Below are 22,975 nucleotides of genomic sequence, written 5' to 3' on the forward strand. Positions count from 1 at the left end.
GATTCAGGCAACCGTCTGTGGTGTTTGCAGAGCTAAGATTGGCGGCTTAGCGTTGCACTTCGGAGTTGAATCCGCCGGGAACATCCTTAATATTTCCGCCAATAAAACCTGCAACGAGCGCAATGACGACAGAGGAAAATACAGTTCGCATAATATGCTCTCCGGCAAGCCATAGATGAAATAACACTGTTATCTATATCACACTCTGCCTCAGCGCATCGGCCTTCCCCAGCAGGCGCCATCGCGCAGGACGCTGCGCCAGCAACCATGAGCGGAATAAAATATAAATTAACGGTGAGTGACGGCATCAGCTTTATATTAGGGTTATTCGAAAAAACCGATAAATCAGAATCAATACACAGACCAGACAATCATCATTATCTGAATCGCGCGCCGTCAAAAAAGAACCATTAAGCGAAAAACGCCACAGTTATGACAGGTACAAAAAACAGCCGAATAAGAAATACCGCGCCATCGTTTAAAACCCGAAGCCAGTACACGAAGCTGCAATATTTCTGCACAAATTTGCGCCAAAGGAATTTCTGGCGGATCATATTTTTTCGGAATTTCGCCAGCCAGCAAACACAAACAAACCTCAGCATTTCTTTCTCTATGCGCACTGGTTACACTGAACAGCAGGCAGGAAATACCGCAGAACATTTCCTTCTTTAGCCTGTCAAACTGTGATGCCTTGTTATGGGACTGAAGTATGTTCAACCAGTTGAAGAAAAGTCTTATCGCTTCATTGATTGCCACGCTGCTGGCGGGTAGCAGCCTCCCTTCGTACGCAGATGATATCGCGAACTCGCTGCCGGATATCGGCACCACGGCGGGGGGGACGCTGTCGATTAACCAGGAACTGCAGATGGGCGACTTCTATGTTCGCCAGCTGCGCGCCAGTGCGCCACTGATTAACGATCCGCTGCTGAATGACTACATCAACCAACTGGGCCAGCGGCTGGTCAGCCATGCCGATTCCGTGCGCACACCGTTTCATTTCTATTTAATCCGTAATGACGAAATTAACGCCTTTGCCTTCTTTGGCGGCAATGTCGTACTGCATTCTGCGCTGTTCCGCTATGCCGATAACGAGAGCCAGCTGGCCTCCGTCATGGCACATGAAATCTCCCACGTCACCCAGCGTCATCTGGCGCGTGCAATGGAAGAACAGCAGCGCAGTGCGCCACTGACCTGGGTCGGTGCATTAGGCTCGATTTTACTGGCGATGGCCAACCCACAGGCCGGGATGGCAGCGCTTACCGGTACACTGGCCGGCACGCAGCAAGGGGTGATCAGTTTTACCCAGAATAACGAACAGGAAGCCGATCGTATTGGTATTCAGGTGCTTCAGCGTGCCGGGTTTGATCCGCAGGCCATGCCCAGTTTTCTGCAAAAACTGGCTGATCAGTCGCGCTTTGCCTCAAAACCACCGGAAATTCTGCTGACTCACCCGCTGCCCGACAGTCGTCTGGCCGATGCGCGTAACCGTGCCAATCAGATGCGCCCGGTGGTGGTGCAATCTTCGCAGGATTTTTATATGGCGAAGGTACGCGCGCTCGGTATGTACGCGACCGGCCGTAACCAGCTGAGTGACGACCTGCTCGACGCCTGGGCGAAAGGTAACACACGCGAACAGCAGGCGGCGCAATACGGCAAAGCGATTCAGTTCCTTGAAGCAAAAAATTACGCGAATGCGCAGAAAATCATCGCCCCGCTGCTGGCGAAACAGCCGGACAACGTCTGGTATCTGGATATTATGACCGATATCGATTTAGGGCTGAACCAGGCGCCACAGGCGATTAAGCGCCTGACGACGCTGCATGGGGCGATTGCCACCAATCCGGTGCTGCAGCTCAACCTCGCGAATGCCTATGTTGAAGGCAAACAGCCCGCCGATGCCAGCCGTATTCTTAACCGTTACACCTTCTCTCACCCGGATGATGCTAACGGCTGGGATTTGCTGGCGCAGGCATCAGCCAACCAGGGCCTGCGCGATGAAGAGTTGTCTGCCCGTGCAGAAGGTCTGGCATTAACCGGGCAACTGGAACAGGCAATCCGCACCTTAAGCAGCGCCAGCGCCCAGGTCCCGCTGGGCAGTTTAAAACAGGCGCGCTATGACGCACGTATTGATCAGCTGCGCCAGCTACAGAAACGCTTCCGCCAGTATTCAAAATCGTAAGGGAAAACAGGATGGTGACGATTTATCACAACCCGCGCTGCTCGAAAAGCCGGGAAACCCTGCAACTGCTGCAGGATCGCGGCATTGCGCCGGACGTGGTGCTGTACCTCGAGACGCCGCCGGACAGCGCCACACTGCAGACGCTGCTACAGCAACTGGGCATGCGCAGTGCGCGGGAGCTGATGCGAACCAAAGACGATCTGTACAAAACCCTGCAGCTGGCCGACAGCTCACTGAGCGAAAAACAGCTGCTGCAGGCGCTGGCGGATAACCCGAAACTGATTGAGCGGCCCATTGTGGTGGCAAACGGTCAGGCACGACTTGGCCGCCCGCCAGAGCAGGTGCTGGAAATTCTGTCAGCGTCTTGATTTTCCCGCCCTGCGGGGCGGGAAGCGGGTCAAAGATTCAGCGTCTCTTTGACGAAAGGAATCGTCAGCTTGCGCTGAGCACTAATGGAGGCGCTGTCCAGCCTGTCCAGCGTGACAAACAGTGTGCGCATCTCACGATCCAGCCGTTTCAGCAGGAAACGGCCAACGTCTTCCGGCAGCTCGAAACCGCGCATCTTCGCGCGCAGCTGCAGTGCCTGTAACTTGTCTTCATCCGACAGCGGCTGCAATTTGTAAATCTGCCCCCAGTCGAGGCGCGACGCCAGATCCGCCAGTTTCAGATTCAGCTGACGCGGTGGGCGATCGCCGGTGATCAGCAGACGCGTTCTGCCGGTTTCCAGAATACGGTTATAGAGATCGAAGATCGCCATTTCCCACAGTTCGTCACCCGCAATACATTCAATATTATCGATACAGATCAGCGCCAGCTGTTCCATACCGTCCAGCACTTCCGGGACAAACCAGGTGCGTTTATCGAGTGGCACATAGCCGACGGCTTCACCACGCGCAGACAGTTCCGCGCAGGCAGCATGCAGCAGATGACTGCGTCCGCCGCCTTCACGCGACCAGAAATAGAGATAACTGCCATGTTCCTGATGCAGAGCGCTCTTCAGAGCAGCGAGGAGCGACGGATTTTCCCCCGGCCAGAAACTGGCGAAAGTTTCGTCGTCGGGCAGATAGAGTGGCAATGATAGCTGTGCCGGTGTGTTCAGAAGCACCTCAAGTGAGAACAGGCAGAAAACAACAGCAAAAGTTTATCACAACTTTTGCTGTGAAACGAAACGGGCCATTATTGCTGCCAGTGAAACAACGGATAAATACAAAGCACGATGTACCTGAAAATCAGCAGCAACCCCACAATTCAAGGCACAGGGAACACGGTCAGCGGAGGAAAGCGTCCCGCGCCATGGACGGCGCGGGCCGAGCTGTCATGGATGACAGATGTTGCGTCTTTCCGGAGCTGACCGTGTTCCCGGCGCAGTTACAGAACTAAAAGCGACGTCCCTGAGCAAGCATAAGGCCAATTGCCATAACAAAGACTGCCTGCATAGTTCCAGACTCGTCAGACGGCCCGCTCCCACGACCCCGTCACTGAATTAATGCGTCCCCTCGTCCGCATCCAGCACCACTTCTTCCGGGCGCAGCAGACTGATCACTTTGAAGATCAGGCTCAGACCCACACCGACAATGGTCGCCAGCGCCATGCCTTTCAGCTCTGCCGCACCGATATGCACCTTCGCGCCACTGACACCGATAATCAGAATCACCGACGTCAGAATCAGGTTCTGCGCTTTGTTATAATCGACTTTCGATTCAATCAGCACGCGGATACCGGACGCGCCAATCACCCCGTACAACAGCAGAGAGACACCGCCCATCACCGGCACCGGGATCGCCTGAATCGCCGCCGCCAGCTTACCGACACAAGAGAGCAGAATGGCCAGAATCGCCGCGCCACCGATCACCCAGGTACTGTAGACACGGGTAATCGCCATCACGCCGATATTCTCACCGTAAGTGGTATTTGGCGTCGAACCAAAGAAACCGGAAAACATGGTGGAGAGACCATTGGCAAACATGGAACGATGCAGGCCAGGGTCTTTCAGCAGATCTTTCTTCACGATATTGGCCGTCACCACTAGGTGGCCGACATGCTCGGCAATCACCACCAGCGCCGCAGGCAGAATGGTGAAAATAGCATACCACTCAAAGCGCGGAGTATAGAAGGTTGGCAGCGCAAACCACGGCGCATTGCTGACTGACGACCAGTCAACCACACCCAGTGCATAAGACAGCGCATAGCCCGCCAGCACGCCGATCAGAATCGGGATAATCGCCATAAAGCCGCGGAACATCACCGAACCAAACACCGTAATACCCAGCGTCACCAGCGAAATCAGCACCGTTTTGCTGTCCACTGACGCGCCATCCGCAGGCAACAGACCAGCCATACCTGCAGCCACGCCCGCCAGTTCCAGACCAATCACCGCCACAATGGCACCCATCGCCGCGGGCGGGAACATCACATCCAGCCAGCCAGTACCGGCTTTTTTCACGATCAACGCCACGATACAGAACAGCGCACCACACATAATAAAGCCGCCCAGCGCCACTTCATAACCCAGCGGCAACAGCAGCAGCACCGGCGAAATAAAGGCAAAGCTGGAACCGAGATACGCCGGGATCTTACCTTTACAGATAAACAGGTACAGCAACGTACCAATACCGTTAAACAGCAGCACCGTGGCCGGATTGATATGGAACAGGATCGGCACCAGCACCGTCGCGCCAAACATGGCGAACAGATGCTGGAAGCTGAGTGGAATGGTTTGCAGCAGCGGTGGCCGCTCGCTGACACCAATAGCGCGACGCGTCATGATTTCCCCTTTGAGATGTTTTGCTTGCTGTAGAAAAGCCATAAAAAAGCCGACTCTGCGGTCGGCTATCAGTAAATTATTTTGTTCCGAAGATCTTGTCACCGGCGTCGCCCAAGCCTGGGATAATGTACCCCTTGTCGTTCAGCCCCTGATCAATAGACGCGGTATAAAGTTCAACATCAGGATGCGCTTTCTCCAGCGCCTTAATGCCTTCCGGCGCCGCAACCAGCACCAGCACTTTAATACTGTGACAACCCGCTTTTTTCAGCAGGTCGATAGTGGCGATCATGGAACCACCGGTCGCCAGCATCGGGTCGACCACCAGCGCCATACGCTCTTCGATATTGGAAACCAGTTTCTGGAAATAAGGGACCGGCTCCAGCGTCTCTTCGTCGCGGTAAACACCTACCACACTGATACGTGCACTCGGTACGTGCTCCAGCACCCCTTCCATCATGCCAAGACCGGCACGCAGAATAGGCACCACCGTAATCTTCTTGCCTTTGATCTGCTCGATCTCCACCGGGCCGTTCCAGCCTTCGATGGTGACCTTTTCCGTTTCCAGATCGGCGGTTGCTTCATAAGTCAGCAAACTTCCCACTTCCGACGCCAGCTCACGAAAACGCTTAGTGCTGACATCATGCTCACGCATCAGGCCCAGTTTATGTTTGACGAGCGGGTGTTTGACTTCCACGATCTTCATTTTTAGTTCTCCCGGAGTGGTTAGCGGCCAAAAAAAATCGCGGGATTATACCGCTTTTTTTTCAGTGCGCCATATGACTTAGGGCAATTCAGCGTAATTCTCGCTACCACGGCTAAGGATTGTCTAAAATCAGACGATACGCAATCTCCGCTAAGATGAGACTCGCAAACGTTTGCCTGCACTGATAGAATTGCCGCGCTTTATTTTCAAAACCACCAACCGCAACCGCGTGGGGATTTCGCAGTGACCGACAAGACCTCTCTCAGCTATAAAGACGCCGGCGTAGATATCGATGCTGGTAATGCTTTAGTCGACCGTATTAAAGGCGTAGTGAAAAAGACTCGTCGCCCGGAAGTGATGGGTGGACTGGGTGGTTTCGGCGCTCTTTGTGCATTGCCGCAAAAATACCGTGAGCCAATCCTGGTTTCCGGCACCGACGGCGTCGGCACCAAGCTGCGTCTGGCAATGGACCTGAAACGCCACGACAGTATCGGTATCGACCTGGTCGCCATGTGTGTGAATGACCTGGTGGTACAGGGCGCAGAGCCGCTGTTCTTCCTCGACTACTATGCGACCGGCAAACTGGATGTGGACACCGCTGCCAGTGTGATCACCGGCATCGCGGAAGGTTGCCAGCAGTCTGGTTGTGCTCTGGTCGGTGGTGAAACCGCTGAAATGCCAGGCATGTACCATGGCGAAGATTATGACGTCGCCGGTTTCTGCGTCGGCGTGGTGGAAAAATCAGAAATCATCGATGGCAGCAAAGTTCAGGACGGCGACGTACTGATTGCCCTCGGCTCCAGCGGCCCGCACTCTAACGGCTACTCGCTGGTACGCAAAATTATCGAAGTGAGCGGCAGCCAGCCGGAAAGCGAACAGCTGGAAGGTAAATCCGTTGCCGATCACCTGCTGGAACCGACCCGCATCTACGTAAAAAACATCCTCAGCCTGATTGAGCAGGTGGATGTACATGCAATTGCTCACCTCACTGGCGGCGGCTTCTGGGAAAACATCCCACGCGTACTGCCGGGCAACACCCAGGCGGTGCTGGAAGAGTCCAGCTGGCAGTGGCCAGCCATCTTCAGCTGGCTGCAGGAAAAAGGCAACGTCAGCCGTCACGAAATGTACCGCACCTTTAACTGTGGCGTGGGCATGGTGATTGCGCTGAATCCTGCTGATGCCGATAAAGCGGTGCAGCTGATGAGCGACGCTGGCGAAAAAGCCTGGAAAATAGGCGTGATCAAAGCCTCTGATGCTGCTGAGCGTGTGGTTATCAACCCATGAAAAGAATAGTCGTGCTGGTGTCCGGTAATGGCAGCAATCTGCAAGCCATTATCGATGCCTGCCAGCAGGGACGACTCAACGGCAGCAGCATTGCTGCCGTTTTCAGTAATAAAGCCGATGCTTATGGACTGGAACGCGCGCGCGAAGCGGGCATTCCGGCCCATGCACTTGAAGCTGCGCAGTTCGCTGACCGCGAGGCATTTGATCGCCAGCTGATGCTGGAAATCGATGCCTATGCACCGGATCTGGTGGTGCTGGCGGGTTATATGCGTATTCTCAGCCCGGCGTTTGTCAGTCACTATTTGCAGCGCATGCTGAACATCCACCCTTCCCTGCTGCCGAAATATCCCGGCCTGCACACTCACCGTCAGGCAATGGCCAACGGCGATGAAGAGCATGGCACCTCAGTGCATTTCGTCACGGAAGAGCTGGATGGCGGCCCGGTTATCCTGCAGGCCAAAGTGCCGATCTTTGCTGATGATACGGAAGACGAAGTGGTCGCGCGCGTGCAGCATCAGGAGCACGCGATTTACCCGCTGGTGATTAGCTGGTTTATCAATGGCCGGCTGACCATGCGTGACGGTGCAGCGTGGATGGATGGCGCGCAGCTGCCGCCTGAAGGACATGCTTTTGAATAATAAAAAAGGGACCGCAGGGTCCCTTTTTCGATTTACAGTAACGCAAGAGTACGCAACGTATCGGGATTGAGCGCCACCATTTTGATCAGCAACACGGCCTGAGGATTTGGTTTAGCACGCCCCTGTTCCCAGTTCTGATAAGTGGTTTCTCCCGTACGCAAATAGCGGGCGAAAACCGCCTGAGACAGATTCAGTTTTTCACGTACCGCTTTCAGTTCCTGGGGAGAGAGGCTACTGTGCTGGTTTATCTCAACGGTATGGGTTTTCAGGGTAATTTTACCCTTATTCCAGTCATCCCATGCCTGCATGCCTTCCATCAGTTCATTAAAAAGATTACGTTCACTCATCTCTGCGGCCCTTTTTCACTGCATGCAGCATTGTTGCCAGCACATCACATTGCTGCCTGGTAAGATCATCAAACTCGTCTTTGCTGTACACAGTAAAAAGCAGGAAATGTGATTGTTCCAGCCACCAGTAATAAATAACACGGATCCCTCCCCGTTTCCCCTTCCCTCTTCTGGCATCGCCAAAACGCACTTTTCTCAATCCACCCGTATGCTGGATCACTGCACCACATAACGGATCCGCCAGAAGCATCTGCTGAAACGACTTAAAATCATCATCAGAAAGATACTGCGCCCGATGCTTTTCAAATGGCGGTAGTTCAATAAACAATGCATCCATTCATTGCCTCACTATCCTTATATTGGGGATAGTTTATGCAGAGGGCGGACAAAATTCAAGCAGCATCAGCCATACCGGCCAGTAATATAATCCTCGGTACGTCGTGCTTTTGGGGCAGTGAACAGCTCATCAGTTTCGGCAAACTCCACCACACTGCCATTGTGCATAAAAGCGGTGTAATCGGAGACACGCGCCGCCTGCTGCATATTGTGCGTCACCAGCACCAGAGTGAAATGCTGCTTCAGCGTCGCCATCAGCTCTTCAATGACCAGCGTGGAAATCGGGTCCAGCGCCGAAGTCGGTTCATCAAGCAGCAACACTTCCGGCTCGATCGCCACCGCACGAGCAATCACCAGCCGCTGCTGCTGACCGCTGGAGAGCGTCAGTGCATTCTGCCGCAGGCTGCCTTTCACCTCACCCCATAGCGCCGCCGCCCGTAGCGCACGTTCCACCGCTTCATCCAGCACCCGGCGGTCGCGCACGCCTTGCAGCCGCAGGCCGTATACCACATTCTCATAAATCGATTTGGGAAACGGATTCGGTCGCTGGAATACCATGCCGATGCGCCGCCGTAATGCAGATAAATCGCCCGATGCCTGCATGATCGACTCTTTTTCCAGCAGAATATCCCCTTCCACCCGACAGCCATCAATCACGTCATTCATACGGTTAAAACAGCGCAGCAGCGTTGATTTGCCGCAACCTGACGGGCCAATCAGCGCGGTAATGCGGTTTTTCGGCAGCCGCAGTGAAATATCATGCAGCGCCTGTTTTTCGCCATACCACAGCGACAAATGCGACAGCTCCAGCGCTGTTTCCGCCGCAGAAAAATCCAGGGTTGAATGCATAGCAGATTCCATCGTTATTGCACCAGTGTGCGGTAGCGCTCGCGCAGACGATGACGCAGTCCCATCGCCGCCAGATTCAGTCCTAACACAATACACACCAGCAACAGCGCAGTGGCATAGACCAGCGGTCTGTCTGCTTCGGTGTTAGGACTCTGAAACGCCAGATCATAGATTTGAAAGCCCAGATGCATAAATTTACGGTCCAGGTGCAGATAAGGGAAAATCGCATCAACCGGCAGCTCCGGCGCCATCTTCACCACCCCGACCAGCATCAGCGGCGCCGTTTCCCCCGCCGCTCGCGCCACCGCCAGAATCAGCCCGGTCAGCATCGCCGGTACAGCCAGCGGCAGCGTGATATGCCACAGCGTTTCCGCCTGAGTGGCCCCCAGCGCCAGCGATCCCTGACGCAGGGTCGGCGGAATGCGCGCCAGCCCCTCTTCGGTGGCGACAATCACCACCGGCAGCGTCAGCAGCGCCAGCGTCAGCGAGGCCCATAATAGTCCCGGCGTGCCAAAGGTCGGGTTCGGCAACGTCGACGGGAAGAACAGCTGATCGAGCGTGCCGCCAATCAGCCAGACAAAAAAGCCAAGACCAAACACGCCATACACAATCGATGGCACGCCTGCCAGATTTACCACCGCGATACGCACCAGCCGCGTCAGGGCATTGCGCCGCGCATATTCATGCAGCCAGACCGCGGCCACCACGCCCAGCGGCATCACCACCAGCGACATCAGCACCACCATTAATACCGTGCCAAAAATCGCCGGGAACGCCCCGCCTTCGGACTGATTCTCTGCCGGCGAATCATGGACAAAGTGCCACAGCTGACTGGCAAAGTGCTGCCACTTCTCACCCGTGCTCATCGCATTCGGATACCAGGCGGCCACCACCTGCGCCAGCGGAATGCGCTGCACCTTGCCGCTGGCATCGCGCAGCAACAACGCACCGCGCTCGGTTTCGTTACTCAGCAGCGCCAGGCGGGCCGCCAGACGGACAAACTGGCGCTGCAGTTCAACACGATCCGCCTGATAGATCGACTGCTGCTGGGCATCGAAACGGTGTTCAGCACGCTGCTCTTCCGCCTGCTGATCCAGCGCGTCAAGCTGCATATTGATCCGCGCCATCTGACGCAGGCGAATATCCGCCATCTGCCCCAGCTGTTCGCGAGTCTGTTGCAATCGCTGTTGCAGCGCCGTATTGATATCGCGCGCAATCAGCGGTTGTGTGCCATCGAGCAGCCCCTCAAACCAGCCATACGCATTACCGCCGCTGCGGCGCTGCAGCACGATAACCTCTTCCGGTTGCTGCCGCTGCCGGATATCGCTGGATAACAGTGTGCGAAAATCAAAACCGGCAAAGTCACGGTTACCGGTTTTCAGCAGATAACGGGTAACACTGTCTGGCAGATTCGCCGGAAATGAGGCGCCACTGGCTTCCAGTTGCTGGCGGGAAACCTGATTGCTGCTGACCACTTCCGCCAGCACCTGCACCTTGCCCGCACCCGCCTGATTCAGCGTAAACAGCGTGACGGGTTGCGGCCAGAAACCGCGTAATCCCTGCCATCCCAGCAGCGCCAGCAGCAGCAGGAATGCCAGCAGGCTGAACGCGACTGCGCCGCCCGTCAGCCAGCGCCAGCGCTCGCTGGCGCGCATCCATTTATTCATCCCTGCACCTCATGCTGACCAAAACGCTGTCTCAGGTGCTGACGCACCACTTCCGCCAGCGTATTCACCACCAGGGTAAACACCAGCAACACCAGCGCGCTGAGGAACAGGATGCGATAGTGGGCGCTGCCTGCCGCCGCTTCCGGCATCTCTACAGCGATATTGGCTGACAGCGTGCGCAGACCGCTAAACAGCCCGCCTTCCGTCACCGGCGTATTGCCGGTTGCCATCAGCACAATCATGGTTTCTCCCACTGCACGGCCAAAACCAATCATCAGCGCGGCAAAAACGCCAGCAGAAGCGCCCGGCAGCACCACCCGTGACAGGGTTTGCCACGGCGTGGCCCCCAGCGCCAGCGAGCCCTGGCCGAGTGAAGCCGGTACACTGAAAATGGCGTCCTCCGCCAGGGTGAAAATCAGCGGCACCAGCGCAAACCCCATCGCCACGCCGGCCACCAGCAGATTGCGCTGCTCATGTCCCTGCGCCAGCCGATCCGCCAGCCCATGACCAAACAGGGCGCGATCCAGCTGCGGTGCCAGCCACAGACAAAGCAGACTCACCAGCAGCAACAGCGGCACCAGCAGCCATATCTCACGACCTTCGGCACACAAACGCCGCCGCCAGCGAGCCGGTAAACGCCGTGCGCCCCAGGCGCATAACAGCAGCGTCGCGGCCAGCGCAAACGGCAGCAACAGCACGCCAGCCAGCTGGTCAGCGATACGCGGCGCCAGCCACAGTCCGGCAATCAGCCCCACCACCACGCTGGGCAATGCCCCCATCATTTCGATACCCGGCTTGACCCAGCGACGCAGCGCAGGCGACATAAACCAGGCGGTGTAAATCGCCGCTGCCAGCGCCAGTGGCGTGGCAAACAGCATCGCCAGTCCTGCGGCTTTCAGCGTTCCCGCCACCATCGGCACCAGGCTGAATTTCGCCTGGAAGTGATCGCTGGCCGCACTCGACTGCCATACCCATGCCGGTTCCGGGTAATGTTCGTACCAGATTTTTTGCCATAAATTGCGCCAGCTAAAGTCCGGCCATGGATTGTGCAGGTGATAGTACTGCCAGCGACCATCCTGCTCCGTCAGCAGGCCATCGCCCTGCGGAGCAAACTGCGCCAGGCTGATCCCCGGCGCCAGCTTCTGGCTGAAAACCGGTCCCTGCTGCTTACTGGCGTAAAGCTGGAAATGGCCCTGCTCACTAAAGGTGGCAAACACGCGGCGCAGCGGCTCGCTGACAATCAATGGCTGAGTCGCGCCAATGTGGCGAATAAATTGCAGATGTGGCCCGCTGGCACTGGCAATATCGAACCACTGGCCGATACCCGATGGACCGGCCAGTAGCAGTGAACTGCCGCCGCTTAACAGCACCATCTGCTGCGGTTTTTCCTGTATGGTAAGGGTATCGCGCAGTGTGATGTTATCCGCGTCGATGCGCCACACGCGCAGCAAATCTCCCGCCAGGGCAAACAGCAGCTGACCATCAGGACTCAGCAATAGCTGGTCGCTACCGGCGCTGTTAAGGGTACGAATTTGCGCGGGCTGGTCGCGTCGCAGTTGTGCCAGTACCAGATGATCGCCAGCGGAAGCGGCGACTCGCCACTCATCGTCACTGATACGCGCCACAGCAGGATGTTGCAGAGGCTGGGATGAAATCGTCAGCGGCTGCTCGCCGAGCGGGTATGTCCAGCGTGGTGTTCGCGGGTCTGTGGTTAAATCTGCCGCAACCAGTTTCACGCTGTCATCAGACTGTAACAAAAGCACCGCAGATTTGTCGGCGGTAAGCGCAGCCTGCACCGGGCCGCTTGCCAGCTGCAGCGCCGGTTCTGCCGGTTCTCCGCTCAGAGGGATAAAGCGCGCCATCCCTTGCTGGTCAATGCGCCAGCCCCATTTGTCGTTCAGACCAATGGCGACAGCGGGCTGTGGCTGCCACAGCGCAAATGCGCTGACAGGCTGTAATGAAGGTGATGAAAACAACGGTGTCACCACCCAGATCAGCCAGAAGAAAAGCAGCATCATGATCAACAGTATGCCAACGCCAGATGCTGTTACCACGCGACGCGTCAGCCGGTCGATAAATCGCCGCCGTCTGTCGCTGAACTGCACAGGGATATGGTTTTCGATCATGCCGGTCATGGTTTCCGTTTCGCCAGGGAGCCGCTATGTTGCCCGTAGCCGGTTGATAAGACAACTGTTGACGTTGGACATTGCTGCCATACTCTCGCCATAATGGGTGTGGACACTGGAGTACCTTACGTCCCAAATCAGCATAATGGAGTAAAGATGGGTCAGGAAAAGTTATACATCGAAAAAGAACTCAGTTGGTTATCCTTTAATGAACGTGTATTGCAGGAAGCCGCAGATAAATCCAACCCGCTGATTGAACGTATGCGCTTTTTGGGGATTTACTCCAATAACCTTGATGAATTCTATAAGGTCCGTTTCGCCGATCTCAAACGCCGAATCCTGATTGGTGAGGAGCAGGGTTCCGTCTCCACACCGCGCCATTTGCTGAAAAAAATCCAGCAGCGCGTAATGAAAAATGAGCAGGAGTTCGACAGCCTGTACAACGAACTGCTGCTGGAGATGGCTCGTAATCAAATCTTCCTGATTAATGAACGCCAGCTTTCCCCCAACCAGCAGAGCTGGCTGCGCCACTACTTTAAGCATAACCTGCGCCAGCACATCACGCCGATTGTGATTAATCATGAAACGGATCTGATTGAGTTCCTGAAAGACGACTACACCTACCTGGCGGTGGAGATTATCCGCGGCGAAGAGATTCGCTATGCGCTGCTGGAAATCCCGTCCGATAAAGTGCCGCGTTTCGTCAACCTGCCGCCGGAGACACCACGCCGCCGCAAACCGATGATCCTGCTGGATAACATTCTGCGTTACTGCCTCGATGACATTTTTAAAGGCTTCTTCGATTACGACGCCCTGAACGCCTATTCGATGAAAATGACGCGTGATGCGGAATATGACCTGGTCACCGAGATGGAATCCAGCCTGCTGGAACTGATGTCCTCCAGCCTGAAGCAGCGTCTGAACGCTGAACCGGTGCGCTTTGTCTATCAACGCGATATGCCTCATTCGATGGTGGAGCTGCTGTGTGAGAAGCTGAGCATCTCCAACTATGACTCGCTGATCCCTGGCGGCCGCTACCATAACTTTAAAGACTTCATCGGTTTCCCGAACGTCGGTAAAGCCAATCTGGTCAACAAACCGCTGCCACAGCTGCGCCATATCTGGTTTGACGGTTTCCGTAACGGTTTTGACGCCATTCGTAACCGTGATGTGCTGCTCTATTATCCGTACCATACTTTTGAACACGTACTGGAACTGCTGCGCCAGGCGTCGTTTGACCCAAGCGTGCTGGCGATCAAAATCAATATTTATCGCGTCGCCAAAGATTCACGCATTATGGATGCGATGATCCATGCTGCCTATAACGGCAAGAAAGTGACGGTGGTGGTGGAGCTGCAGGCGCGTTTCGATGAAGAAGCCAACATTCACTGGGCGAAACGCCTGACCGAAGCCGGTGTGCAGGTGATCTTCTCCGCGCCGGGCCTGAAAATTCATGCCAAGCTGTTCCTGATTTCACGTCGTGAAAATGACGAGATTGTGCGCTATGCACATATCGGCACCGGTAACTTTAACGAAAAAACGGCACGTATTTATACCGACTACTCACTGCTGACCGCCGACGCGCGCATTACCAATGAAGTGCGCCGGGTGTTTAACTTTATTGAAAACCCGTATCGTCCGGTGACCTTTGAACACCTGATGGTGTCGCCGCAAAACTCGCGTGAGATGCTGTATAAGCTGATCGATAATGAAATCGCGAATGCACAAAACGGCATCGGCGGGGGCATCACGCTGAAGATCAATAACCTGGTGGATAAAGGGTTGGTGGATCGCCTGTATGCGGCCTCCGGCGCGGGTGTGAAAGTGAATCTGCTGGTACGCGGCATGTGTTCGCTGATCCCGGACCTCGAAGGCATCAGTGAAAATATTCGTGTGATTAGCATCGTCGACCGTTACCTGGAGCATGACCGCGTCTATATTTTTGATAACGCAGGCGACAAGAAAGTGTATCTTTCCTCTGCGGACTGGATGACACGTAACATCGACTATCGTATCGAAGTGGCCGTCGCCATTCTGGACCCGGTACTGAAACAGCGCGTGCTGGATATTATTGACCTGCTGTTCAGTGATACCCTGAAAGCGCGCTTCGTCGATAAAGAGCTGAGTAATCGTTATGTGCCACGCGGCAACCGTAAGAAGTTGCGTGCGCAGTTAGCTATCTACGATTACATCAAATCCCTGGAACAACCTGAATAAAAGTTACTATGCCAATATCCCACAAAAGTACGCCCAGACCGCAGGAATTTGCTGCCATTGACCTCGGTTCGAACAGCTTCCACATGGTGATCGCCCGGGTTGTCGACGGCGCCATGCAGGTACTGGGCAGACTGAAACAGCGGGTACATCTGGCCGATGGTCTGGATGCTAATAACGTACTCAGTGAAGAGGCTATCCAGCGCGGGCTGAACTGCCTGGCGCTGTTTGCCGAACGTCTGCAGGGATTCAGCGCGGCGAATGTCACCATTGTTGGTACGCATACGTTGCGTGAAGCGGTAAATGCCGAAGACTTTCTGCAGCGCGCGGCGGATGTGATCCCGTATCCGATTGAAGTGATCTCCGGCCATGAAGAAGCGCGTCTGATTTTTATGGGCGTGGAACACACGCAGCCGGAGAAAGGCCGCAAGCTGGTGATCGATATTGGTGGCGGTTCCACCGAACTGGTGATCGGCGAAGACTTTGAGCCCAAGCTGGTAGAAAGCCGCCGTATGGGCTGCGTCAGCTTCGCGCAAATGTATTTCCCGCAGGGAACCATCAGCAAAGAGAATTTCCGCCGTGCCCGCCTCGCTGCCACACAAAAGCTGGAGACGCTGGCGTGGCAGTACCGTCTGCTCGGCTGGCAGTATGCGCTGGGTGCATCGGGTACCATCAAAGCCGCCTGCGAGGTGCTGCTGGCGATGGGCGAAAAAGAGAAAATCGTCACACCTGAGCGGCTGGAGATGCTGTACGAAGAGGTGATTAAACACCGTTCGTTTGATGCTCTGAGCCTGCCTGGGCTGTCGGAAGAACGTAAAGCGGTGTTTGTGCCAGGACTGGCGATTCTGTGCGGCGTGTTTGATGCGCTGGCGATCCGTGAACTGCGCCTCTCCGACGGTGCGCTGCGTGAAGGCGTGCTGTATGAGATGGAAGGCCGTTTCCGTCATCAGGACATCCGCAGCCGTACCGCGCAGAGTCTGGCGAACCACTACAATATCGATGCCGATCAGGCGCGGCGGGTACTGGAAACCACAGAAGAGCTGTACCTGCAGTGGAAAGATCAGAATCCGAAACTGGCCAATCCACAGCTGGCCGCACTGCTGAAATGGGCGGCGATGCTGCATGAAGTCGGACTGACCATTAACCACAGCGGTATGCAGCGCCACTCGGCCTATATCCTGCAGAACACCAACCTGCCAGGCTTTAATCAGGATCAGCAGTCACTGCTGGCGATGCTGGTGCGCTACCACCGTAAAGCGGTGAAAATCGATGAAATGCCGCGTCTGACACTGTTCAAGAAAAAACAGTTTCTGCCACTGGTGTTCCTGCTGCGTTTAGGTGCGCTGCTGAACAACCAGCGCCAGGCAACCACCAAACCGGACTCGCTGCAGCTGGCGACCGACGATGGCAGCTGGACGCTCACCTTCCCGAATGGCTATTTTGCCCAGAATAACCTGGTACAGCTCGACCTCGAGCGTGAACAGGCTTACTGGCAGGAGCTGGATGGCTGGAAACTGATTATTCAGGAAGAACAAGCCTGAGGAAAACCGCCGGTGCTCCGCAAGGCGCACCGGCTGGCACAGATGAATAACGAGATGACCACGATAACCACCGATAACCTCTTCACCAGCAAGTATCAGCTTAGCGCCCCTCACTCCGAAGTTGTTGAAGCCGCTGCCCGGATGACACATGGCAGCGCGCTGGATGTGGGCTGCGGCAGCGGGCGCAATACCCTGTATCTGAACCAGCTTGGCTTTGACGTCACCGCCTGGGACAAAAATGCCGACAGTATCGCGACGCTGGAACACATTATTGCTGCCGAATCGCTGAGCGGGATTAACTGCGGCATCCGCGATCTCAATCAGCTGCGTTTTAATGGCGCATATGATCTGGTGCTGTCCACCGTCGTGATGATGTTCCTGCAGCCGGAAACCATTCCACAGCTGATCGCCGACATGCAGGCCAGCACCGTCAGAGATGGCTACAACCTGATTGTCTGCGCCATGGATACCGCTGACTATCCCTGCCCGTTGCCGTTCCCGTTTACCTTTAAGTCCGGTGAACTCAGCCACTATTACCGCAAGTGGCATATTGTGAAGTACAACGAAGATGTCGGGCAGCTGTTTAAAACCGATGCCAATGGCAATCGCATCAGCCTGCGCTTCGCCACCCTGCTGGCACGTAAATCGCCGGTTAAGGATTGATTGCCGCGCTGCCTGCTGACGCCAGGCTGGTCAGCAGTTGCGGCATGCCAATGGCATACCCCTGCAGATAATCTACGCCGAGTTTGCGCAGCGCCGCGGCCACCTCCTCGCTCTCAACAAATTCGGCCACCACTTTCATCCGCTTCAGCCGTGCGGCGCTGCAGATGGAGTCAATAATGTGGTAATCCAGACTGCTGGTGAGAATATTGCGCACAAAGCTGCCATCAATTTTCAGCATATCGGCCTGGATATCACGCAGGCGGGTGTAGCTGGCGTAGCCGGTGCCAAAATCATCAATGGCGACCTGGCAGCCCAGCTCGCGCAGCTGGCGAATAGAACGGTTGCCCCAGGCGAGTTCATTCAGCATACGCGTCTCTTCCACTTCAATAATCAGTTGCCAGGCCTCCACATTGCGCTGCCTCAGCATAGCGGCGATCTCATTTGCCAGATGCGGGCGACACAGGGTCGATGCAAACAGATTCACGGCAAAACGCGCGGCAGGCAGCGCTTCGCGATGATGTGCGATAAAGCTGAGGTTTTTTTCCAGTACCCAGCGGTCAATCTCCCAGCTCATACCAAATTCATGCACCACCGGCAGAAAAAGACCGGGCTTGAGCAGCCCTCCCTGACTGTCCACCATACGCAACAATATTTCGTGGTAGCCATCCCCCCGCAGCCCCTGAATCGGCTGCGCCAGCAGTAAGAATTTGTCGTTATCCAGCGCGAACTGCACTTCATGCAGCATCGCCAGTTTATCCTTCACTTTGCGCTGTACCGGTATGCCGCCCTGCTGCAGATTCTCCGGCAGACCGCTGTTCAGCGACACTTCCGCCATCGCGCTCAGCTCACCAAGCAGTTCATGCAGATGGCCGACCGGCGGCCTGACGCTGCAAAAACTCAGCCCGACGCCCGGCTGCAGCGGCAAACCATCCCATGTCAGACGGTAATTTTTCAGCTGGGTCGCGATCTGCTCAATCCGCATCATTGATGGCGCATTGTCCAGCCGCAGCGTCAGATCGAACCCCGGCAGCTGATACACCGCTTCATTTTCCTGCAGACACGGCTGCAGATAGTCGGCCAGACAGCGTTTGTACTGAATACGCAGCTGCAGGCCATAAGTGCGGCTGAGAAAATCGAGTTCAGGGATACGCAGAAAACAGAGCGTTGAGTGACCACACGCCGCAAGATCGACGCCCAAAGCACGTAAATTCGGCAAACCGACCACCGGATCGGTCAGTGCCGCACGCTTTGCTTTGATCATCATACGCCGCTGACGTGTACCAATCGCCGCCATCAGAAAAATGGTGATGGTAAACACCAGCAGGTTAGAAGAGATAATCGCCAGCTGCTGCAGCTGCATTGGCATATCGAGAAACTGTTCACGCAACTGATACAGCACAATCATGATCAGTGACCAGCTAAGCGATGTCAGCAGATGGCCGAAGCGCATCGCCGCCCATAACATCAGCGGCAGCAGCAGTGTCAGGGTGTAATCGCTGGTCAGCAGATTTTCCCGGTCGAGGCGAAAATGCGTCAAAATACCCAGCATCACGATCATCAGCCCTCCCCAGCACAGCAGTTCACGTCCGTGCACATTTTCCGCCATCTGGCGCGGCAGCCGTCGCCATAAGCTCAGTGCAAAACGGGGATTCTTGATGATGCGCACCAGCCAGTAAAAAAGCTGCAGCCTGGAGACGCAGGAGAGCAGCAGCGCCTGATAATTAATCAGCGTGCGCAGTGCAAACGGGTCCTCGGAGAAGATGGCACTGCCCTCTGGCAATGCGCCGAGCGTCACTGCCATCTGCAGCAGAATCAGTATCAGAGTCGGCAGGAAAAACGCCAGCCAGAACAGCCGCCCCGGCGCCTGGCTCATTTCACCAAAGCCTACGCCCCAGCGGTTGCGGCTATGCATGCGATACCCCGCCCAGCTGAGGGTTATCCCCAGCAGAAACAGCACCGTCACCAGCAACGCCTGCCCCGGCGAAATCAGTGAGAAGTAACGCAGCAGCATGGCGAGGCACAATCCCGGCAGCGCCGCCCAGTTAAAGACCATCAGCATCGCCACCATCAGCGCCAGCGGCAGATAGATCAGGTAGACATAGCCTTCAGCAAGTTGCAGACGAACAGAGAAATGGCCGGCGACCGGCATTAACATAAGCGGCAGCAGCAACGGCAGTCCCCACCAGTGCGTGCTGAAATATCGGTAACTGAATTTTTTGAGCATAAACACCATCATGTGTTGCAGCCCTCACCACGCATACGCGGGTATTGACCGCTCTTCGTCCTGAAGAAGCCCGTGACAGGCTGGCCCCCCCCCCGGCTGGGGGCCGTCTGATCGCTGTCAGACCACTGCTAGTTTGACATAAATCAACCAATGCGTTGGTAATTTTTTGTACAACCAATACGTTTAACTGACAGTTAGGTTTGGGCTGTTTAGATAGCGGTTCATGCAGCGCGGCGCATTGACCTGACTGCCTTGCTGTGCCTAAATAATGTTATTGCCTGCGCAAGCAGGTTTGCTACAGGAACCGATGCGTGAATAACGCCACACCACTGCCACGGCACAAGAAAACTGGACGGATAACGCGGGTTGTTTTGCTGGTCAGTTTTATTATCCTGCTCGGACGCTTGATTTACACCATTCCGGGCGCGATAGAACACCATCAGCAAAAGAAAGCGGCGCAAGAGACACCGGCGCTCAGTACTCCGCCGCCAGCCACGACTGCTCAGTGATGACACGAGCGTTAAGTTGCCTTTACTGAGACAACTTACCCTCATTTCATAAGCCTGTTTCACCGGCCTTATGCTGTTTTGTCGCTATTTTTCGCGACGCGGGGAATATCTATTTTATGTCTGCAGCTTCTCACCCTCTGCAACTGGCTGAAATTCGCAGCCAAATTCTTAATCAACTGCTTAATGACCATGATCTGGTCGACGCGCTGCTGCATCATCCGCAGGCGCCATTGCCACACCTGGCCGCCATCGCCCAATTGCAGGCGGCAATCGCCCTGCTCCATGCGGCTGACCTTGCGGATATTCTGGAAGCGCTGCCGCAGGATGAACGCCTGGCGCTCTGGCACCTGATTGACGATGACCGCCGCGGGCAGGTGCTGGTTGAAGCCTCCGAAACGGTCTGGGAAAGCCTGACGGAAGAGATGAGCGACAAGGCTATCCTGCGCGCCCTCGCGCCGCTGGATATTGACGATCAGGCTTATCTGGCGAAGTATCTGCCGCGCGACCTCACGGGACGCCTGCTGGCGTCACTTGACCCGGCGCAACGCGCGCATGTGGTCAATATGATGCATTTCGACCGTGACCGCGTCGGCCGCATCATGGACTTCAGCCTGCTGACAGTGCGTGACGATGTCAGCCTGGCCACCGTGCAGCGCTTCCTGCGGCGCAAAAAAGTCATGCCGGACGGCACCGATAAACTGTTTATTACCGACAAGCAAAACCGTCTGCTGGGCGAGCTGCCGCTGACGGCAATTCTGCTGAACACCCCGGATAAACAGGTTGCCGAGGTGATGAATGCCAGGCCCACCACTTTCCGCTTGATGATAAAGCAGAAGAGGCGGCAGGTGCGTTTGAACGTTATAACCTGATTTCCGCTGCAGTGATCGATCCGCAGGGCAAGCTGATTGGCCGCGTGACAATTGAAGACGTGGTGGATTTGGTCAACGAAGCCAGCGACAGCAATATCCGAAAAATGGGCGGTTTAAGCCCGGAAGAGGATGTGTTCGCGCCGGTGAAAAAAGCGGTGCGCACCCGCTGGGCCTGGCTGGCCATTAATCTGTGCACCGCGTTTGTCGCGTCGCGCGTGATTGGTCTGTTTGAAGCCACCATTTCGCAGCTGGTGGCGCTGGCAACACTGATGCCGATTGTCGCCGGGATCGGCGGTAATACCGGTAATCAGACGATTACCATGATTGTCCGCGCGATGGCGCTGCATCAGGTGGAGCCGGGTAACTTCTCCTTTTTATTGCTGAGAGAGCTGGGTGTCGCGCTGATTAATGGGCTGTTCTGGGGCGGCATTATGGGGCTGGTGACCTGGCTGATGTATGACAATCCGGCACTCGGCGGCGTGATGATGCTGGCGATGGTGCTGAATCTGCTGCTGGCGGCGCTGATGGGGGTGCTGATCCCGCTGATTATGACCAAACTGAAGCGCGATCCGGCGGTTGGTTCCAGTGTGTTAATCACCGCCTTAACCGATACCGGCGGCTTCTTTATTTTCCTCGGGCTGGCGACGCTGTTTTTACTGCACGGATAAACGCCTGAACGCGTTGCCGGTGCAGCAGTTCACTGGCAACGCACGTTATCGTGGCTCAGCCTTTATCCGGCTGCGTATCGTCATTACCCAGCTGACCCACAAACGGCAGCCGCAGCGCGGGTGGGTCAAACGCCATCCCCAGATTCAGCCCCAGCACATTCACTTCCAGCCCTTCCTGCCCGCCGAGCGTCACGCCAGCAAGGCCCAGCAGTGAGAGTTGCACGCCTTTGCCGGACGGCGGTAATCCCACCGGGCTGAGTAACGAACGGAAATCCTTGCCGATGGCATTCGCCGGTAAGTTCAGTTTAAGCTCAGGGACTTCACGGCCAATATGCGCCAGGAAGGTGTTGCTGTTCGGCCCCGGCCACGCGTGGTAGGTGCGCGGCCATGGGTAGTCGTTAATCGTCGCTTCAATCTGCGGGATCATCGCCGCCGCGGCCGCACCACGGTGCTCAACCAGCAACCGCGGTTTAGCGCCATACCAGTAAGCATCGGCAATGTTCTGGTTGTGACGCACCTTGTCATCGCTGCCCCAGCTGATCACTTCATAGCGATGGTAACGGGTTTCTCCTGCACGCTTATAGATAATCCATGGATGCACGGCGAACCAGCCTTTCCAGCCATAAGTTTGCGCCGCGTACACCTGCACAATCGCCGTGCTGGCATTCTGGTGCGGATCTGGCGCGATCCCGGCGGAATCGCGCCGCGCGGACCACCAGCCTTCGCCGCTGTTATGCCCGGCGGACTGCGCCAGGCTGGCGCCAAACGACAGCAACAGAATACAAACAAATGCCACAGGAAGCAGTTTGAGAAGATTCATAGGTTGTTTTACCCGCCATAACAGGAGAAGGCATCGCGGATGCGACAGAAAACAGATATACCATACATGGCTGGGCAGAATTTGATGAGTTATTTATTCTTTCCCATACAAAACCGCCAGATACCGTCAAATCAGCGACTACAATGAGATAACAACATGCAGTATTCACAACAGGGAAGTGGCGCAGTTCCGCGACCTTAACAATGCAAATAAAGGTGACCCTATGCAATGTTATCTGCTGCCTTACACAAAAGATCCTTCCGGAAACATTAAACTGATTATTGCCCAAAAAAAACTGCACAGTGCATTTGTCACCAGCATGGGCGTAAAACAGAGCAAATCCGCCATTCCCGATTATGCCGGCCAGTGGGTGGTAACAGGCGGCAAAATCAGATTTCAGGAAAAACCGCAGGCTGCCGGATTACGTGAATTTAAAGAGGCGACCGGGATCGACTTCGCCAGTAACTTTAGCTATACCCTGTTCACCACCGAGACGCTGGCGGATTCAACTCCGAAGTGCAACGCTAAGCCGCCAATCTTAGCTCTGCAAACACCACAGACGGTTGCCTGAATC

General features: G+C 55.6%; 20 protein-coding genes and 1 pseudogene. 10 read left to right on the forward strand and 11 right to left on the reverse strand.

Annotation, left to right across the window (positions count from 1 at the left end; translation table 11 throughout):
- Positions 1-396: 396 nt before the first annotated feature.
- Positions 397-660 (reverse strand): hypothetical protein, encoded by a 264-nt coding sequence (locus ACSZO1_RS14370; protein WP_437613687.1) that lies wholly within the window; start codon positions 658-660, stop codon positions 397-399.
- A 49-nt stretch (positions 661-709) separates the two neighbouring features.
- On the opposite strand from ACSZO1_RS14370, the gene ACSZO1_RS14375 reads away from it, so the two are divergent.
- Positions 710-2,179 (forward strand): beta-barrel assembly-enhancing protease, encoded by a 1,470-nt coding sequence (locus tag ACSZO1_RS14375; protein WP_437613689.1) that lies wholly within the window; start codon positions 710-712, stop codon positions 2,177-2,179.
- Between the two features lie 11 nt (positions 2,180-2,190).
- Positions 2,191-2,547 carry an arsenate reductase (glutaredoxin) gene (arsC, locus tag ACSZO1_RS14380; RefSeq protein ID WP_437613691.1) on the forward strand — a complete coding sequence of 119 codons (357 nt, stop codon included), beginning with the start codon at positions 2,191-2,193 and terminating at the stop codon, positions 2,545-2,547.
- A 29-nt stretch (positions 2,548-2,576) separates the two neighbouring features.
- Here arsC and hda read toward each other — a convergent pair whose 3' ends face one another.
- The 3 genes from hda to upp all read right to left on the reverse strand — a co-directional run bounded on the left by hda (position 2,577) and on the right by upp (position 5,646).
- Complete coding sequence (gene hda, locus ACSZO1_RS14385) at positions 2,577-3,284, reverse strand: DnaA inactivator Hda (RefSeq protein WP_437613693.1); 708 nt, start codon at positions 3,282-3,284, stop codon at positions 2,577-2,579.
- Between the two features lie 378 nt (positions 3,285-3,662).
- Positions 3,663-4,943, reverse strand: coding sequence for a uracil permease (gene uraA / locus ACSZO1_RS14390; protein ID WP_437613695.1), 1,281 nt, complete (start codon positions 4,941-4,943; stop codon positions 3,663-3,665).
- A 76-nt stretch (positions 4,944-5,019) separates the two neighbouring features.
- Positions 5,020-5,646, reverse strand: a complete 627-nt coding sequence (upp, locus tag ACSZO1_RS14395; RefSeq protein ID WP_437613697.1) for a uracil phosphoribosyltransferase — start codon at positions 5,644-5,646, stop codon at positions 5,020-5,022.
- Between the two features lie 243 nt (positions 5,647-5,889).
- On the opposite strand from upp, the gene purM reads away from it, so the two are divergent.
- Positions 5,890-6,930, forward strand: coding sequence for a phosphoribosylformylglycinamidine cyclo-ligase (gene purM, locus ACSZO1_RS14400; RefSeq protein ID WP_437613699.1), 1,041 nt, complete (start codon positions 5,890-5,892; stop codon positions 6,928-6,930).
- Positions 6,927-7,568: a phosphoribosylglycinamide formyltransferase gene (gene purN, locus ACSZO1_RS14405; protein WP_437613700.1), complete on the forward strand. Its 642-nt coding sequence runs from the start codon at positions 6,927-6,929 to the stop codon at positions 7,566-7,568. The genes purM and purN overlap by 4 nt, the downstream gene beginning before the upstream one ends.
- Positions 7,569-7,600: 32 nt before the next feature.
- Here purN and ACSZO1_RS14410 read toward each other — a convergent pair whose 3' ends face one another.
- The 5 genes from ACSZO1_RS14410 to ACSZO1_RS14430 form a co-directional block, all read right to left on the reverse strand.
- A complete protein-coding gene (locus ACSZO1_RS14410) occupies positions 7,601-7,915 on the reverse strand; it encodes a helix-turn-helix domain-containing protein (protein WP_437613702.1) in 315 nt (104 codons plus the stop codon).
- On the reverse strand, positions 7,908-8,252 hold the full coding sequence (locus ACSZO1_RS14415) for a toxin (RefSeq protein ID WP_437613704.1): 345 nt from the start codon (positions 8,250-8,252) through the stop codon (positions 7,908-7,910). Before ACSZO1_RS14415 ends, ACSZO1_RS14410 begins: the two co-directional genes overlap by 8 nt.
- A gap of 65 nt (positions 8,253-8,317) precedes the next feature.
- The gene (pstB, locus tag ACSZO1_RS14420; RefSeq protein WP_437613706.1) at positions 8,318-9,100 is read right to left on the reverse strand and encodes a phosphate ABC transporter ATP-binding protein PstB; all 783 of its coding nucleotides are present in this window, start codon (positions 9,098-9,100) and stop codon (positions 8,318-8,320) included.
- Between the two features lie 14 nt (positions 9,101-9,114).
- A complete protein-coding gene (gene pstA / locus ACSZO1_RS14425; RefSeq protein WP_437613708.1) occupies positions 9,115-10,767 on the reverse strand; it encodes a phosphate ABC transporter permease PstA in 1,653 nt (550 codons plus the stop codon).
- Entirely contained in the window at positions 10,764-12,893 is a 2,130-nt protein-coding gene (locus tag ACSZO1_RS14430; RefSeq protein ID WP_437613710.1) for an ABC transporter permease subunit, read from the reverse strand. The genes pstA and ACSZO1_RS14430 overlap by 4 nt, the downstream gene beginning before the upstream one ends.
- A 156-nt stretch (positions 12,894-13,049) precedes the next feature.
- Here ACSZO1_RS14430 and ppk1 point away from each other — a divergent pair, with 156 nt between their 5' ends.
- Genes ppk1 through tehB form a run of 3 tightly spaced genes read left to right on the forward strand, consistent with a single transcriptional unit; the run spans position 13,050 to position 17,311 of the window.
- Positions 13,050-15,110, forward strand: a complete 2,061-nt coding sequence (ppk1, locus tag ACSZO1_RS14435) for a polyphosphate kinase 1 (RefSeq protein WP_437613712.1) — start codon at positions 13,050-13,052, stop codon at positions 15,108-15,110.
- Positions 15,111-15,118: 8 nt separating this feature from the next.
- Positions 15,119-16,648, forward strand: coding sequence for an exopolyphosphatase (gene ppx / locus ACSZO1_RS14440; protein ID WP_437613714.1), 1,530 nt, complete (start codon positions 15,119-15,121; stop codon positions 16,646-16,648).
- A gap of 54 nt (positions 16,649-16,702) precedes the next feature.
- Complete coding sequence (gene tehB, locus ACSZO1_RS14445; protein ID WP_437613724.1) at positions 16,703-17,311, forward strand: tellurite resistance methyltransferase TehB; 609 nt, start codon at positions 16,703-16,705, stop codon at positions 17,309-17,311.
- Here tehB and ACSZO1_RS14450 read toward each other — a convergent pair.
- Positions 17,301-19,535 carry an EAL domain-containing protein gene (locus ACSZO1_RS14450; RefSeq protein ID WP_437613716.1) on the reverse strand — a complete coding sequence of 745 codons (2,235 nt, stop codon included), beginning with the start codon at positions 19,533-19,535 and terminating at the stop codon, positions 17,301-17,303. The two genes, tehB and ACSZO1_RS14450, sit on opposite strands and share 11 nt — an antisense overlap.
- Before the next feature lie 311 nt (positions 19,536-19,846).
- Between ACSZO1_RS14450 and ACSZO1_RS14455 the strand changes: the two genes are divergently transcribed.
- Positions 19,847-20,044, forward strand: a complete 198-nt coding sequence (locus ACSZO1_RS14455; RefSeq protein WP_437613718.1) for a YfgG family protein — start codon at positions 19,847-19,849, stop codon at positions 20,042-20,044.
- A gap of 116 nt (positions 20,045-20,160) precedes the next feature.
- Positions 20,161-21,581, forward strand: a pseudogene (mgtE, locus tag ACSZO1_RS14460) (magnesium transporter).
- 55 nt (positions 21,582-21,636) lie between these two features.
- On the opposite strand, the gene ACSZO1_RS14465 reads toward mgtE, so the two are convergent.
- On the reverse strand, positions 21,637-22,401 hold the full coding sequence (locus ACSZO1_RS14465) for a DUF3750 domain-containing protein (protein ID WP_437613720.1): 765 nt from the start codon (positions 22,399-22,401) through the stop codon (positions 21,637-21,639).
- Between the two features lie 178 nt (positions 22,402-22,579).
- On the opposite strand from ACSZO1_RS14465, the gene ACSZO1_RS14470 reads away from it, so the two are divergent.
- A complete protein-coding gene (locus ACSZO1_RS14470) occupies positions 22,580-22,972 on the forward strand; it encodes a hypothetical protein (RefSeq protein ID WP_437613722.1) in 393 nt (130 codons plus the stop codon).
- The last annotated feature ends 3 nt before the right edge of the window (positions 22,973-22,975 follow it).

It is taken from the genome of Erwinia sp. V71 (assembly GCF_965644245.1).
GTDB lineage: Bacteria > Pseudomonadota > Gammaproteobacteria > Enterobacterales > Enterobacteriaceae > Erwinia.

Excerpts from the sequence above, each read along its gene's own strand:
- ACSZO1_RS14375 (WP_437613689.1), top strand. The coding sequence starts at position 710 with ATGTTCAACCAGTTGAAGAAAAGTCTTATCGCTTCATTGATTGCCACG.
- ppk1 (WP_437613712.1), top strand. The coding sequence starts at position 13,050 with ATGGGTCAGGAAAAGTTATACATCGAAAAAGAACTCAGTTGGTTATCC.
- ACSZO1_RS14370 (WP_437613687.1), bottom strand. The coding sequence starts at position 660 with ATGTTCTGCGGTATTTCCTGCCTGCTGTTCAGTGTAACCAGTGCGCAT.
- ACSZO1_RS14450 (WP_437613716.1), bottom strand. The coding sequence starts at position 19,535 with ATGCTCAAAAAATTCAGTTACCGATATTTCAGCACGCACTGGTGGGGA.
- uraA (WP_437613695.1), bottom strand. The coding sequence starts at position 4,943 with ATGACGCGTCGCGCTATTGGTGTCAGCGAGCGGCCACCGCTGCTGCAA.
- pstB (WP_437613706.1), bottom strand. The coding sequence starts at position 9,100 with ATGCATTCAACCCTGGATTTTTCTGCGGCGGAAACAGCGCTGGAGCTG.
- ppx (WP_437613714.1), top strand. The coding sequence starts at position 15,119 with ATGCCAATATCCCACAAAAGTACGCCCAGACCGCAGGAATTTGCTGCC.
- ACSZO1_RS14430 (WP_437613710.1), bottom strand. The coding sequence starts at position 12,893 with ATGATCGAAAACCATATCCCTGTGCAGTTCAGCGACAGACGGCGGCGA.
- ACSZO1_RS14415 (WP_437613704.1), bottom strand. The coding sequence starts at position 8,252 with ATGGATGCATTGTTTATTGAACTACCGCCATTTGAAAAGCATCGGGCG.
- ACSZO1_RS14410 (WP_437613702.1), bottom strand. The coding sequence starts at position 7,915 with ATGAGTGAACGTAATCTTTTTAATGAACTGATGGAAGGCATGCAGGCA.
- pstA (WP_437613708.1), bottom strand. The coding sequence starts at position 10,767 with ATGAATAAATGGATGCGCGCCAGCGAGCGCTGGCGCTGGCTGACGGGC.
- tehB (WP_437613724.1), top strand. The coding sequence starts at position 16,703 with ATGACCACGATAACCACCGATAACCTCTTCACCAGCAAGTATCAGCTT.
- ACSZO1_RS14465 (WP_437613720.1), bottom strand. The coding sequence starts at position 22,401 with ATGAATCTTCTCAAACTGCTTCCTGTGGCATTTGTTTGTATTCTGTTG.
- upp (WP_437613697.1), bottom strand. The coding sequence starts at position 5,646 with ATGAAGATCGTGGAAGTCAAACACCCGCTCGTCAAACATAAACTGGGC.
- arsC (WP_437613691.1), top strand. The coding sequence starts at position 2,191 with ATGGTGACGATTTATCACAACCCGCGCTGCTCGAAAAGCCGGGAAACC.
- purN (WP_437613700.1), top strand. The coding sequence starts at position 6,927 with ATGAAAAGAATAGTCGTGCTGGTGTCCGGTAATGGCAGCAATCTGCAA.